Raw genomic sequence first — 12,712 nt, 5'->3', positions numbered from 1 at the left:
GGTGGGGCCGGGCGCCGGGGCCACTCAGCCCTTGACGGCGCCCTGCATGATGCCGCCGACGATCTGGCGGCCCAGCAGGGCGAAGACCACCAGCACCGGGAGCGTGCCGAGCAGGGTGCCGGCCATCACGATCGACTGGTCCTGGACGTAGCCCTGGCCGAGCGAGCGCAGCGCGACCTGCACGGTCGGGTTCTGCGAACTCAGCGCCACGATCGGCCAGAAGAAGTCGTTCCAGGTGGCCATGAAGGTCAGCATCCCGAGCACCGCCATACCGGGGCGGGCGACCGGCAGCACGATCGACCAGAAGATCCGCAAGCTGGAGGCGCCGTCCACCCGGGCGGCCTCGATCAGCTCGTCCGGCAGTGCCTGGATCAGGAACTGCCGCATGAAGAACACCCCGAAGGCCGAGACCAGCGAGGGCAGGATCACCGACGGCAGCTTGTTCTGCAGGTCCATCTTGACGATCACCATGAACAGCGGGATGACGCCCAGCTGCGGCGGGATCATCATCGTCCCGACCGTGACCGCGAGCAGCAGCCCGCGCCCCCGGAAGCGGAGCTTGGCGAACGCGAAACCGGCCAGCGTGGAGGAGAGCACCACGCCCAGGGTCACCGTGCCGGCCACGATCAGCGAGTTCACCAGCGCGGTGCCGATGGCGGCCTGCTGGAGCGCCTCGCCGATGTTGTGGAAGAGGTTCGGGCCGGGCGTGAGCGCCGGACTGGCCGAACTCATCTCGGCGTTCGTGCGGCTCGCGCCGACCAGCGTCCAGTAGAACGGGAACACGAACAGCGCGGTGGCGCCGATCAGCACGGCGTAGGCCAGCGGGCCGCCCTGCAGCGGCGAACGCCTGGTCCTGGCCAGGCGGAAAAGCTGATTGGTCGTCATATCACTCACCGGTCCGTACGGTTGCGCCGGGCGGCGATCGCCGCGTTCGCCAGGGCCAGCAGCACGATCAGCAGGAACATCACCCAGGCGACGGCCGCCGCCCGGCCGAGGTGGAAGAAGCTCCAGCCCTGCTCGTACATGTAGAGGCCGAGGGTCTGGTACTGGTGCGAGACACCGCCGCCCGCGTTGCCCTCGTAGAGCAGCGGTTCGCCGAACAGCTGGGTCGCGCCGATGGTGGAGACCACCACCGTGAAGATGATCGTCGGCCGCAGGCCCGGCACCGTCACGTGCAGGAACTGCTTCCAGCGCGAGGCGCCGTCCATCGCCGCCGACTCGTACAGCTCGGTCGGGACGGCCTGCATGCCGGCCAGGTAGATCAGGGCGTTGTAGCCCGTCCAGCGCCACGTCACGATGGCGGAGACGCCGATCTGCGAGGCCCAGGTGTTCGCCTGCCAGTCCACCGGGTTCAGCCCGACGCTGGTCAGCACCCAGTTGAGCAGCCCGTAGTCGCGCCCGAAGAGCTGCGCGAAGACGAGCGTCGCGGCGGCCACCGAGGTCGCGTACGGCATCAGCATCGCCACCCGGAAGAACGTCCGCCCGCGCAGCTTGTAGTTGAGGAGGTGGGCCAGCCCGAGCGCCATCAGCAGCTGCGGGACGGTGGACAGCACGCCGATGGTGAAGGTGTTGCGCAGCGCGTTCCAGAAGAAGGGGTCCTCGAAGAGGCGGGTGTAGTTCTGCCAGCCGACCCAGTCCATCCGGTCGGAGGTCTGCAGCTCGACCCGGTGCAGGGACACGTACGCCGTGTACACCAGCGGGAACAGGCCGAAGGCCGCGAACAGGACGAAGAACGGCGCCAGGTAGCCGTACGGTGCGGCGCGGGTGCCCCAGCGGGCCCGGGGGCGGCGCTGCGCCGGCGCGGCCGCCGGGCGGGAGGGGCGGGTGGTGGTGATGGCCATGATGGTCCTTCGATGGGCCGGGTGGCCCGGGCCTCACGGCCCGGGCCACCGGTGGTCTGGCTCCGGCGTCAGTTCCCGCTTGCCTTCTTGACGTTGTCCAGGGCGTGCTGCCAGGCGGCGTCCGGCGCGGTGCCGGTGCGCTCGACCTCGCCGAGGGCGTCGGTGAACGCCTTGCCGATCACGCCGTCCTCGGTGCCGAGCACCTGCGCGGGCATGTTCGCGGCGGACTCGCTGAAGATCTGGCCGATCGGCGCGTTGTTGAAGTACGGGTCCTGGAGGCCCTTGATCTCGGCCTGCGCGGCGGTGCTGGAGGGGAAGGACCCCTGCTTGGTGAACAGCTTGACCTGCTGCTCCTTGGCGGTCAGCCAGCTGATCAGCTCGGCGGCCTCCTTCTGGTGCTTGGAGGTCTTCGGGATCGCCAGGTAGGAGCCGCCCCAGTTGCCGGTCTTGCCGGGGCCGGCGGCGATGTCCCACTTGCCGGCGAAGGCGTCACCGGCCTGGCCCTTGATGTAGCCGATCATCCAGGCCGGGCAGCTCAGGGTGGCGAACTTGCCGGTGGTGAAGGCCTTGTTCCACTCCGGCGTCCACTGCGGGAGCTTGGCGGAGAGGCCGTCGGCGACCAGCTTGGTGGAGTCGGTCCAGGCGCTCTTCACGGCCGGGCTGCTGTCGTACACGGCCTTGCCGGACTCGTCCGCGTAGCGGACCTTCTGCTGGCCGACCTCGGCGGTGAACATGCCCGCCGCGCTGTCCGTCCAGACGTTGCCGGGCGTCGCCTTGGCGACGTACTCCTTGCCGAGGGCCAGGTAGCCCTCCCAGGTCGACCACTTGGCCGCCAGCTCGGTGCGGTCGGTGGGCAGGCCGGCGGCCTGGAAGAGGTCGGTGCGGTAGCAGATCGCCTCCGGGCCGATGTCGGTGCCGGCCGCGAGCACCTTGCCGTCGGCGGTCTTGACCGCGGCGGCCTTCCACGGCACCAGGCCGTCGTTGACCGCGCCCGCGCCCACCGTCTTGAGGTCGGTGAACTTGTCGGCCTGCTTCTGCAGGACGCTCGCGACCCGGCCGACCTCCAGGCCCTGGATGTCGGCGAGACCGCCGCCGCCGGCCAGCTTGGTCTGCAGGGCCTGCCAGTACTGGCCCTCGTCCTGGGTGTCGCTCTGCTTGATCGTGACGTTGGGGTGCGACTTCGTGTACTCGTCGTAGAGGCCGGTCTCCTTGAACCCGAAGGTGCCGAAGAGGTCCACGGTGAGCGTGACCTTGCCGTCGGCGGCGTCGGTGGAGCCGCCCGAGGTGCCCGAGCTGCAGGCGGTGAGGAGGAGCATGGCGGCGAGGGCTGCGGTGCCGAGGGAAGTGGCGGTGCGGCGGGCTCTGAAGGTGGGCATGGAAGCCTCCTGGCTTCGTCCGGGTCATCGGCGCGGTGGGGGAGCAAGTGAGAGCGCTCTCAGCGAGTGGTTGTTGAGAGCGCTCTCAGGTGCTGCCGAGGAGACTGCCGGGCGATGCGGGCCCTCGTCAAGAGCTCGAAACCTGACCGTGACCTCGGTTGTCTGTGGGGGATCGGCCGTGACCGTTCAATTCGGGCCGGTTTCGGGCAGGTCTCGTCAGACTCATTGACACCCTGTCAGTCGACCTCTACCTTCCGGTGACTGAGAGCGCTCTCACTCGCCCTCGCCGCAGTGCTCTCCCACCCTCACCGTCCCGGCCTCACCCCCCACCACCTGAGGTGTCAGTCCATGAAGCCGCTACGCCATATTCGACGCCCGGCCGCCGCCCTGGCGGCCCTGACCCTGGCGGCAGCCGCCGCGCTGACCGCCACCGTCGCCGTCGGCAGCGCCTCCGCCGCCTCCGTCCCGGTCGGACTCGGCGGATACCGCGACAGCCGCCCGGCCGGCACCGTCGGCCCCAGCAACTCCGACGGCGCGCCGGTCACCCCCAAGGTCACCGCGAAGATGGCCGGCAAGGCCGCCCCCACCAACGACTGGTGGTCCTCGCTGATCTACCAGCGCTACGCGGGCAACCCGTACAGCGAGAACATGTACGCCCACCCGTTCACCTTCAAGGCCGGAGCCTCCGGCCTGGAGGTCGGCTACCCGACCACGCCGGTCGTCACGCCCGACGGCCGGCAGTACGAGTACCCCCACACCAAGGACCTCACCCTCGGCGTGGCCGGCCTCAACTCGCCGGACACCAAGGTCGACGGCTGGTCCGACTGGACGGTCACCCCGTACTGGGCCGACGGCGCCCACACCTTCAGCGCCACCGTCGGCCACGGCCTGCCGTACGTCTACGCCCACGCCACCGGCGGCGCCGCCCAGATCACCACCGCCGCCGCCCCCACCGTCTGGTCCAACCAGGGCAGCGTCCTCGGCATCACCGTCGGCGGCCACACCTACGCCCTGTTCGCCCCCACCGGCGTGAACTGGACCGTCAGCGGCAGCACCATCAGCGCCAACCTCGGCGCGAAGGACTACTACTCGGTGGCCGTCCTGCCCAGCCAGGCCGACCTCGCCAAGTACCGCACCTACGCCTACAGTTTCGTCACCGACACCAAGGTCGCCTGGGACTACCAGCCCACCGCCGGGACGCTGCGCACCACCTACACCGCGACCACCACGCCGCAGGAGGGCACCGAGACCGGCACCCTGCTGGCGCTCTACCGCCACCAGTGGCTGGCCACCACGGACCCGCTGACCGCGCTGACCTACACCTCGCCGGACGGCACCATGAAGGTCCGCGAGGGGGCCTCGTTCAGCACCACCCAGAGCGTGAACGGCATCCTGCCCTCACTGCCCGACGTCGGCGCCTACGACCGGGCGCAGCTGACCGCGTACGTCCGCGAACAGGCCAACGCCGCCGACCCGTTCCTGGCCGCCAGTGACACCTACTGGGTCGGCAAGGCCCTCGGCCGGCTCTCCCAGCTCATCCCGATCGCCGACCAGCTCGGGGACACCGCGACCCGCGACAAGCTGCTCGGCCAGGTCAAGGGCAAGCTCCAGGAGTGGTTCGCCGGCACCGGCTCCGCGGCCTTCGCCTACGACTCGGTCTGGAAGACGCTGACCGGCTACCCCGCCTCCTACGGCACCGACGCCGAGCTCAACGACCACCACTTCCACTACGGCTACTTCATCCAGGCCGCCGCCACCGTCGCCCGCTACGACTCGGCCTGGGCCGCCGACTCCGCCTGGGGCGGCATGGTCAAGGTCCTCGCCAAGGACGGCGCGAACAGCGACCGCACCGACGCCCGCTTCCCGGTGCTGCGCAACTTCGACCCGTACGCGGGCCACGCCTGGGCCTCCGGCCACGCCGGCTTCGCGGCCGGCAACAACGAGGAGTCCTCCTCGGAGTCGCTCAACTTCTCCTCCGCGCTGGTGCTCTACGGCTCGGCGACCGGCGACACCGCGCTGCGCGACCTCGGCGTCTACCTCTACACGACCGAGGCCAAGACGGTCGAGCAGTACTGGTTCGACGCCGACAAGCAGGTCTTCCCGGCCGCCTTCCAGCACGACACGGTCGGCATGGTCTGGGGCAGCGGCGGCGCCTACTCCACCTGGTGGACGGCTGCTCCCGGCATGATCCACGGCATCAACGTCCTTCCCGTCACCGGCGGTTCGCTCTACCTGGCGCGGCGGCAGGACGTGATCAAGGCGAACCTGGCGGAGCTGAAGGCCAACAACGCCGGTGTGTTCACCGACTGGCGCGACCTGCTCTGGGAGTTCCAGGCCCTCGCCGACCCGGCCGCCGCCAAGGCGAACTGGGATGCGGGGAACGCCGGTTACACCCCGGAGGAGGGTGAGTCCAAGGCGCACACCTACCACTGGATCTACAACCTGGCGACCCTCGGCACCCTCGACCCGGCGACCACCGCCGACAGCCCGACGGCAGCCGTCTTCGTCAACGGCGGCACCCGGACGCACGTGGCGCACAACTACACCACCGCGGCCCGGACCGTGCACTTCTCGGACGGCTACAACCTCACCGTCCCGGCCAGGTCCACCGCCAGCGAGCGGGGCTCCTTCACCGACGGCGGCAGCGGCGGGACCAACCCGAGCCCGAGCCCGACCCCGACGGCCACGCCCACGGCGACCCCGACGGCGACGCCCTCGCCCACCGCGACCGGCACGGTTCCGGCCTCCACCGGCAGCACCTTCTACCTCCGCCAGGGCGGCGCACTCACCACCGCCAACGGCACGGCCGCCGCGAACGACACCCTGGCCGCGGGCGGCGGCGCCAACCACGACGGCACGCCGTACCAGCCGCTCGTCTACCAGGTCGCCAACGTCTCCGGCACGCTGAAGCCGGGCGGCGCGACGGACTTCGACCTCTTCGTCGACGCCGGCGCGAGCGTCGGCCTGGCCCAGCAGGTCCGGGTCTCCTACGACCTGACCGGCGACGGCACGTACGACCGGGTCGAGACGTACCGCTACTTCGCCACCGACCCGGTGGCCGGCTGGGAGCGCTACTCCGGTGCCGCCGCCGGGCTGCAGTCGGCCACCGGCGCCCTCGGCAACCTCAACAAGGGCACCGTCAAGGTCGAGGTCTGGCCCGCGCTCGGCAACGCCGCCGCCCAGGTGAGGGTCGGCGCGAGCCAGGCCCAGGGCAGCGTGTCGGTGCTGCGGATTCCGTTCAGCTAGCCCCGCAGGACCGAACGGGTAGCCCCACAGGACCGAACGCGGCGGGCCCGGAGTCGTTGACTCCGGGCCCGCCCGCGTGCGTTGCCGGCTCAGCCGGGCGGGAGCAGCCGCACCAGGCGGAACCGCTCCAGGACGGCCTCGGTCGCGTCGTCCACCGTGAAGGCGGGATCGCCGAGGTAGGCGCGCATCTCGGCGCCGTGCCAGTACTCCTCGTGCCCGGCCCGCCACTCGGCCACCGTGGTGTGGCCCTCGCCCTCGTCCACGGCGTGCGCCAGGTCGACCGCCCCGAGCGGCACCACCCGGACGTCCGTCACCTCGATCACCGCGACCCGCCGCCCGCCGGAGTCGACCACGGCGAAGTGTGCCCCCACCTCGGGCAGCGGCTCGTCGTCGAACTCGTAGTCCGACACCAGGCCGGTGGTGCTGGTCTTCTCACCGCTGAGGATCGCGGCCACCAGCCGGTCGCGCAGCGGCCCGGGGAAGCCGAACTCGGCGACGGGCAGGGCGGAGGGCGCGGAGTCGGTCATGCCCCGACTCTACGGCCGGGGGCAACCTGGTTTCCGGCCGCCGGCGGCGGGTGCAACGGCAACGGGCGCTACGGCGGCGGGTGCACGGCGCCGGGGCGCGGTCGTCACGCCGTGGCCCGGACGACCAGGCGGGTCGGGATGACGATCGAGGTCGGGCCGGAGCTGCCGGTGCCGGCGAGGCGGCGCAGCAGGAGGCGGGCCATCAGGCGGCCCATCTCCTCGATGTCCTGGCGCACGGTGGTGAGCGGCGGGTCCGTCCAGGCGGCGATCGACTCGACGTCGTCGAAGCCGACGACCGCGACGTCCTCCGGGATCCGCCGGCCGCGCTCGCGCAGCACCCGCAGGGCGCCGGAGGCCATCGCGTCGGAGGCGGCGAACACGGCGTCGAGGTCGGGCCGGGTGTCCAGCAGGGCGGTCATCGCGCGGCCGCCGCCGTCGGCGGTGAAGTCGCCCTCGGCGATCAGGTCGCCGTCGCCGTCGGGCAGCAGGTCGCGGTAGCCGTCGAGGCGGTCGATCGAGGAGGTCTGGTCGAGCGGGCCGGTGATGGTGGCGATCCGGGCGCGGCCCAGCGAGCGCAGGTGCTGGACGGCCAGCCGGGCGCCGCCGCGGTTGTCGCTGTCGACGTAGAGCAGGTCGCGCTCGGCCTCGGCGCCGGGCCAGCCCGGGCGGCCGCCGATGACGGTGGGCAGGCCGACCCGGCGGGCCATCTCGGGCAGCGGGTCGCTGTGGTGGAGGGAGAAGAGCAGGGCGCCGTCGACGTGGCCGCCGGCCAGGTAGCGCCCGACCCGTTCGTAGTCCTGCTGGTCCTCGACGAGCAGCAGCACCATCTGGTTGTCGGCGGCGGAGAGTTCGCGGCTGATCCCGCGCAGGTGCTGGGCGAAGAACGGGTCGGAGAAGAGCCGGCTCTCGGGTTCGGCGACGACCACGGCGATGGCCTGGTTCCGCCGGGTGACCAGGGTGCGGGCGGCGAGGTTGGGGACGTAGCCCAGCTCGTCCACGGCCTGCTGCACCTTGGCGCGCAGCGGCTCGCGGACGCCGGTGCCGCCGTTGACGACGCGGGAGGCGGTCGCGCGGGAGACGCCGGCGCGTTCGGCGACGGATTCCAGGGTGGGGCGCGGGAGCGCGCCGACGGGCTGCTGCTCGGTCACCGGGTGGTCCTCTCGAGTTCCGCTCTGCGGAGGTCAGCCTATCGGGTGCGGATGGGTTCTGAGAGCGCTCCCACGGAGTGTAGGCACAGCCCTTCCGTACGGTGGGGCACAGCCCTTCCGTACGGTGACCCGGCGCTCCCGGACGGCCACGTCGGATTTCCGCCAGTGAGGCCGCCGCGAATGCCGCAGACTGGATGGCGTGATCGACGACGACATGCGGTACCGGGCAGTGGACAGCCGTGACGCCCGCTTCGACGGGGTCTTCTTCACGGCCGTCACCTCGACCGGCATCTACTGCCGGCCCAGCTGCCCGGCCGTGACCCCGAAACGTGCCAACTGTACGTTCTACCCCACCGCCGCCGCAGCCCAGGGCGCCGGTTTCCGGGCCTGCCGCCGCTGCCGCCCGGACTCCGTGCCCGGCTCCCCGGAGTGGAACCACCGGGCCGACCTGGTCGGCCGCGCGATGCGGCTGATCGGCGACGGCGTGGTGGACCGCGACGGCGTCGCGGGCCTGGCCGGCCGCCTCGGGTACAGCTCCCGCCAGCTCCAGCGCCAGCTCACCGCCGAACTCGGCGCCGGCCCGATCGCGCTGGCCCGCGCCCGCCGCGCCCAGACCGCCCGGCTGCTGCTCCAGACCACCGACCTGCCCGTCACCGAGGTCGCGTTCGCCTCCGGCTTCTCCTCCGTACGGCAGTTCAACGACACCGTCCGCGAGGTCTACGACCGCACGCCCAGCGGCCTGCGCGACGAGGTGGCGGCCGGCCGTCGCACGGCGGGCCCGGCCGGCGGCCTCTCGCTGCGCCTCGCGTACCGGGGCGCGCTCGACAGCGAGCACCTGATCGACTTCCTGGCGCTGCGCGCCGTCCCCGGCGTGGAGGAGGTCGTGCCCGGCGCGCGGCCCGGCACCCGCACCTACCGCCGCACCCTCGCGCTCCCGTACGGGCACGGCATCGCCGAGGTGGACGGGCTGGCGTTCGACGAGCCCCGGACCCGCGGCTGGCTCGACTGCCGGATCCGGCTCGCCGACCTGCGCGACCTGACCACCGCCGTGCACCGCCTGCGCGCGCTCTTCGACCTCGACGCCGACCCGGACGCGGTGGACGAGCAGCTCGGTGCCGACCCGCTCCTCGGCGGCTACGTCCGGGCCAGGCCGGGCCTGCGCTCGCCCGGCCACGTCGACCCGCACGAGCTGGCCGTCCGCGCCGTGCTCGGCCAGCAGGTCACCGTCGTCGCCGCCCGCACCCTGGCGGGCCGGCTGACCGAGAAGTACGGCGCGAAGCTGCCCGAGCCGAGCGGCGGACTGCACCGGCTGTTCCCGACCGCAGCCGCCCTGGCGCTCGCCGACCCGGCGGACTTCGCGATGCCCGCCGCCCGCCAGCGCGCCCTCACCGGCCTCTGCGCGGCCCTCGCCGACGGCAGTGTGCGCCTGGACGGCGGGGTGGACCGCGAGCAGGCCGCCGCCGACCTGCTCGCCCTGCCCGGCATCGGCCCCTGGACGGTCGGCTACCTGCGGATGCGGGCGCTCGCCGACCCCGATGTCTTCCTGCCGGGGGATGTCGGCGTCCGGCACGGCCTGGTGCGGCTCGGCGCCCTCGGCGACCCGAAGAACGCCACCCTGACCGCACAGGCCTGGGCACCCTGGCGCTCGTACGCGGTGCACCGGCTCTGGGCCGCCGTGTCCGAGAAGAAGGCGCCGCAGACGGCTCCGGCCGTGAACGGTTCCGCCGGCGACGGCCCGGTCGGCGACGGTCCCGCCGTGAACGGCCGCGGCGTCCCCGCGCAGCTGAGGGGCCCGGCGTGAGCACGGTCGTTTTCACCACGATGGAGAGTCCGCTGGGCCTGCTGCTGCTCAGCGGGGTCCGGGACGGCGACGGCCCGGCGGCGCTGGCCACGGTGACCGCGCCCGGGCAGAAGGGCGCGGTAAGCGAGCCCGCCGACGACTGGGTGTGCGACCCGGCGGCGCTGGCGGCCGCCGTGGCCCAGCTCACGGCCTACTTCGCCGGCGAGCGGACCACCTTCGACCTGCCGCTGGCACCGGCCGGCACCGAGTTCCGGCAGCGGATCTGGGCGGCCCTCGACGAGATCCCGTACGGCGCCACCGTCACCTACGGGGAGCTGGCGCTGATGGCCGGCGTCCCGCCGAGCGCCGTCCGGGCGGTGGGCGGCGCGGTCGGCGCCAACCCGCTGCTGGTGGTCCGGCCCTGCCACCGCGTGATGGGCGCGAGCGGCGCGCTGACCGGCTTCGCGGCCGGGGTGGAGCGCAAGCGCCTGCTGCTGGACCTGGAGGGCGGCGGGACGCTGTTCTGACACCCGGCCGGCCCGGGCCGGTGCGGGACCGTACGGTCCGGTGCCGGGGGATCAGACCGTACGGGGCGGGCGCTCCTCGGGGGCGGCGGGCGTCGCGAGCGCGCGGGCCAGGTTCTCCAGGGCCGGGAGAGCGGCCATCACCGCGTCCCGGTCGGCGGGGGAGATGCTGTCCAGGGCGTCGGCGATGCGGCGCTCGTGGGCGCGCTGCCAGTCCTCCAGCTGCCGGTAGCCCTGCTCGGTGAGGGCGATCCGGGCGGTGCGGCGGTCCCCCGGGTCGGCCTGCCGGTCGACGAACCCGGCTTCCAGCAGCTTGCTGATCAGGCCGCTGACGGTGTTCGGTGCCAGCCGTTGGCGCGCCGCCAGCTCGCCGACCCGCAGGGGGGCGGCGGCCAGCGTCTGCAGCAGCTCGATCTGGGCCATCGGCAGCGACTCCCACGGGTAGTCGGTGCGGATGCTGCTGCGCAGGGCGCGGCGAAGCCGGGTGACGACGTCGGTGAGCAGCCGTGCGCGTTCGACCGCGCGGGAGGTCTCGGGGTCGTCGCCCGGGACGCCGCCGGGTGTGCCGCGAGGTGTGCCGCCGGTCGTCCCCTCCGGGTGGGAGGGTGCTGTGATCGGGTCGGGGTCGGGCTGTGGCGGCATGGCCAAGAGCCTAGCGGCTGGCCCGGAGGGCCCCGGCGGTCCCGGCTGCGGCGCCCCGGGCCGTCCGTCCGACGGCAGATCCGGTCGGCAGTAGACCAGGTCGACAACAGACCAGGTCGATAACAGAACAGATCGGTGTCAGATATATTCGCCTCATGAGCACCGACCGCCCCGCCCCCGCCGCGCCGTCCCTCGGCACCCGGCTGCTGGACAGCCGGCTGCTCGCCGAACACCCCCGCCCGCGCGGCGTGGCCGGGTGGCGGCACGCGCACTGGCTCGCCGTCGGCACCGTCTGCCTCGGCGCCTTCCTCGGACAGCTCACCGCCAGCATCACCGCCCTCGTCCTCCCCGCCCTGAGCCACCGCTTCGGAGCGGGCCTCGCCACCGTCGAATGGGTCGCGCTCGCGTACCTGCTGGTCCTGGTCGCCCTGCTGGCCCCGATCGGCCGGCTCTCCGACCTGGTCGGCCGCAAGACCATGTACCTCTGGGGTTTCGCGGTCTTCGCGCTCGCCTCGCTCGGGGCCGGGTTCGCCGGCAGCCTCGGCGTGCTGATCGCCTGCCGGGCCGTCCAGGCGGTCGGCGGCGCGATGATGCAGGCGAACAGCGTCGCCCTGGTCGCCCGCGGCGTCCCCGGCCGGGCGATGTGCGGCGCGCTCGGCATCCAGGCCGCCGCCCAGGGGCTGGGGCTCGCCCTCGGCCCGACCCTCGGCGGGCTGCTGGTGCAGCACGCGTCCTGGCGCTGGGCGTTCTGGATCAACGTACCCATCGGGGTGCTCGGCATCCTGGCAGGCTGGTTCCTGCTGCCCCGCACCCACCCCGAGGGCCGCCCGGACGCCCCCGCGGCCCGGGAGGGCCGGTTCGACCTGGCCGGGCTCCTGCTGCTGGCCGGGGCCTCGGCGGCGCTGCTGCTCGCCCTCTCGGCCGCCTCCGGACTGCCGCTGCCCGGCTGGGCCGCGGCCGCCCTGGTGCTGACGGCCGGAGTGCTCGCCGTCGCCCTCGCGCGGCAGGAGCAGCGGGCCGACCGCCCGATCATCGCCCCCGGCCTGGTCGCCACCCCGGGCATCCGGGCCGGTCTGGCCGTCGCCCTGCTCGGGTACCTGCTGCTGTTCTGTCCGCTCGTGCTCGGCCCGATGACGCTGGCCGAGGCGGGTGTCCCGGTGGCCCGGGCCGGCCTGGTGATCACCCTGCTGCCGGCCGCGTTCGCGCTGGCCGCGACCGTCGGCGGCCGGCTGATGCCCCACCGGTCGGACAGCACCCGCTGCCGCCGGGGCGCCGGCACGGCCGGGGCCGGGCTCGCCCTGCTCGCGCTGCTCCCGCCGGGCGAGGTGTCCTCGGTGCTGCTCCTGCCGGTGATCGGGTACGGGCTGGGCCTGCTGCTGCCGGCCAACAACGCGCTGGTGATGCGAGCGATCCCGGCGCGGTCCTCGGCGGTGGGCGGCGGCATGGTCAACATGGTCCGCAGCCTCGGCACGGCGCTCGGCACGGCGCTGCCCGTCCTCGGCGTGCACCTGGCGGGGCCGGTGTCCGGCGGACGGCTGGTGCTGCTCGTCCTGGCGCTGCTCGCGCTGACCGCCGTCGTGCTGAGCGGACCCGGGGCGGGGGTGCGGCGGACGTAGCCCGTCGGGCCG

Annotated in this window: 10 protein-coding genes; 4 read left to right on the top strand and 6 right to left on the bottom strand. The window is 73.3% G+C overall.

Annotation, left to right across the window (positions count from 1 at the left end; translation table 11 throughout):
* Nucleotides 1-24: 24 nt before the first annotated feature.
* The 3 genes from ACFUK0_RS29625 to ACFUK0_RS29615 form a co-directional block, all read right to left on the bottom strand.
* Nucleotides 25-885, bottom strand: coding sequence for a carbohydrate ABC transporter permease (locus ACFUK0_RS29625; protein WP_380255528.1), 861 nt, complete (start codon nt 883-885; stop codon nt 25-27).
* A gap of 5 nt (nt 886-890) precedes the next feature.
* Nucleotides 891-1,841, bottom strand: a complete 951-nt coding sequence (locus tag ACFUK0_RS29620; protein ID WP_380255527.1) for a carbohydrate ABC transporter permease — start codon at nt 1,839-1,841, stop codon at nt 891-893.
* A gap of 68 nt (nt 1,842-1,909) precedes the next feature.
* On the bottom strand, nt 1,910-3,217 hold the full coding sequence (locus tag ACFUK0_RS29615) for an extracellular solute-binding protein (protein ID WP_380255526.1): 1,308 nt from the start codon (nt 3,215-3,217) through the stop codon (nt 1,910-1,912).
* A 348-nt stretch (nt 3,218-3,565) separates the two neighbouring features.
* Between ACFUK0_RS29615 and ACFUK0_RS29610 the strand changes: the two genes are divergently transcribed.
* On the top strand, nt 3,566-6,463 hold the full coding sequence (locus ACFUK0_RS29610) for a glycosyl hydrolase (protein WP_380255525.1): 2,898 nt from the start codon (nt 3,566-3,568) through the stop codon (nt 6,461-6,463).
* A gap of 89 nt (nt 6,464-6,552) precedes the next feature.
* On the opposite strand, the gene ACFUK0_RS29605 is transcribed toward ACFUK0_RS29610, so the two are convergent.
* Both ACFUK0_RS29605 and ACFUK0_RS29600 read right to left on the bottom strand, forming a co-directional pair.
* The gene (locus ACFUK0_RS29605; protein ID WP_380255524.1) at nt 6,553-6,990 is read right to left on the bottom strand and encodes an ASCH domain-containing protein; all 438 of its coding nucleotides are present in this window, start codon (nt 6,988-6,990) and stop codon (nt 6,553-6,555) included.
* A gap of 104 nt (nt 6,991-7,094) precedes the next feature.
* The gene (locus ACFUK0_RS29600) at nt 7,095-8,138 is read right to left on the bottom strand and encodes a LacI family DNA-binding transcriptional regulator (RefSeq protein WP_380255523.1); all 1,044 of its coding nucleotides are present in this window, start codon (nt 8,136-8,138) and stop codon (nt 7,095-7,097) included.
* Between the two features lie 199 nt (nt 8,139-8,337).
* Between ACFUK0_RS29600 and ACFUK0_RS29595 the strand changes: the two genes are divergently transcribed.
* Both ACFUK0_RS29595 and ACFUK0_RS29590 read left to right on the top strand, forming a co-directional pair.
* The gene (locus ACFUK0_RS29595; RefSeq protein WP_380255522.1) at nt 8,338-9,939 is read left to right on the top strand and encodes a DNA-3-methyladenine glycosylase 2 family protein; all 1,602 of its coding nucleotides are present in this window, start codon (nt 8,338-8,340) and stop codon (nt 9,937-9,939) included.
* The gene (locus tag ACFUK0_RS29590; protein WP_380255521.1) at nt 9,936-10,445 is read left to right on the top strand and encodes a methylated-DNA--[protein]-cysteine S-methyltransferase; all 510 of its coding nucleotides are present in this window, start codon (nt 9,936-9,938) and stop codon (nt 10,443-10,445) included. The genes ACFUK0_RS29595 and ACFUK0_RS29590 overlap by 4 nt, the downstream gene beginning before the upstream one ends.
* A gap of 51 nt (nt 10,446-10,496) precedes the next feature.
* On the opposite strand, the gene ACFUK0_RS29585 is transcribed toward ACFUK0_RS29590, so the two are convergent.
* A complete protein-coding gene (locus ACFUK0_RS29585; RefSeq protein WP_380255520.1) occupies nt 10,497-11,084 on the bottom strand; it encodes a MarR family winged helix-turn-helix transcriptional regulator in 588 nt (195 codons plus the stop codon).
* 155 nt (nt 11,085-11,239) lie between these two features.
* Between ACFUK0_RS29585 and ACFUK0_RS29580 the strand changes: the two genes are divergently transcribed.
* On the top strand, nt 11,240-12,700 hold the full coding sequence (locus tag ACFUK0_RS29580) for an MFS transporter (RefSeq protein ID WP_380255519.1): 1,461 nt from the start codon (nt 11,240-11,242) through the stop codon (nt 12,698-12,700).
* Nucleotides 12,701-12,712 lie beyond the last annotated feature (12 nt).

This window comes from Kitasatospora sp. NPDC057223, assembly GCF_042669755.1.
Classification (GTDB): domain Bacteria; phylum Actinomycetota; class Actinomycetes; order Streptomycetales; family Streptomycetaceae; genus Kitasatospora.
The sequence above is the reverse complement of the archived record's forward strand: the minus strand, read 5'-3'. Positions and strand labels throughout refer to the sequence as shown.

Coding starts and splice junctions, on each gene's coding strand:
- ACFUK0_RS29615 (WP_380255526.1), bottom strand. CDS start 3,217: ATGCCCACCTTCAGAGCCCGCCGCACCGCCACTTCCCTCGGCACCGCA.
- ACFUK0_RS29580 (WP_380255519.1), top strand. CDS start 11,240: ATGAGCACCGACCGCCCCGCCCCCGCCGCGCCGTCCCTCGGCACCCGG.
- ACFUK0_RS29585 (WP_380255520.1), bottom strand. CDS start 11,084: ATGCCGCCACAGCCCGACCCCGACCCGATCACAGCACCCTCCCACCCG.
- ACFUK0_RS29625 (WP_380255528.1), bottom strand. CDS start 885: ATGACGACCAATCAGCTTTTCCGCCTGGCCAGGACCAGGCGTTCGCCG.
- ACFUK0_RS29620 (WP_380255527.1), bottom strand. CDS start 1,841: ATGGCCATCACCACCACCCGCCCCTCCCGCCCGGCGGCCGCGCCGGCG.
- ACFUK0_RS29610 (WP_380255525.1), top strand. CDS start 3,566: ATGAAGCCGCTACGCCATATTCGACGCCCGGCCGCCGCCCTGGCGGCC.
- ACFUK0_RS29605 (WP_380255524.1), bottom strand. CDS start 6,990: ATGACCGACTCCGCGCCCTCCGCCCTGCCCGTCGCCGAGTTCGGCTTC.